Here is a 208-nt window from a genome sequence, read left to right as displayed (position 1 = left end):
TTCAGCATTTTGCTTAACCGTGGCGGTGAGCTGTTCCATGCTGGAGGCTGTTTCGGCTAACGAGGCAGCCTGCTCTTCGGTGCGCGTGGAAAGCTCTTCGTTAATGCTTACAATCTGCTCGACGCCGCTGTTGACCTGATTGGCGCCGAGGTGAATGTCGCCAATGGTACTCGCCAGGGTTTCGCGCATCCGGTTGATATTAAACAGT

Annotated in this window: 1 pseudogene; it reads right to left on the bottom strand. The window is 54.3% G+C overall.

The annotated features are described in order from the left end of the window. Positions 1-208: pseudogene (locus A6R74_RS10620) on the bottom strand (hypothetical protein); the annotation flags it as partial.

The organism is Halomonas sp. ALS9 (genome assembly GCF_001651035.1).
Taxonomy (GTDB): domain Bacteria; phylum Pseudomonadota; class Gammaproteobacteria; order Pseudomonadales; family Halomonadaceae; genus Vreelandella.
This window is presented reverse-complemented; position numbering and strand designations above follow the sequence as displayed.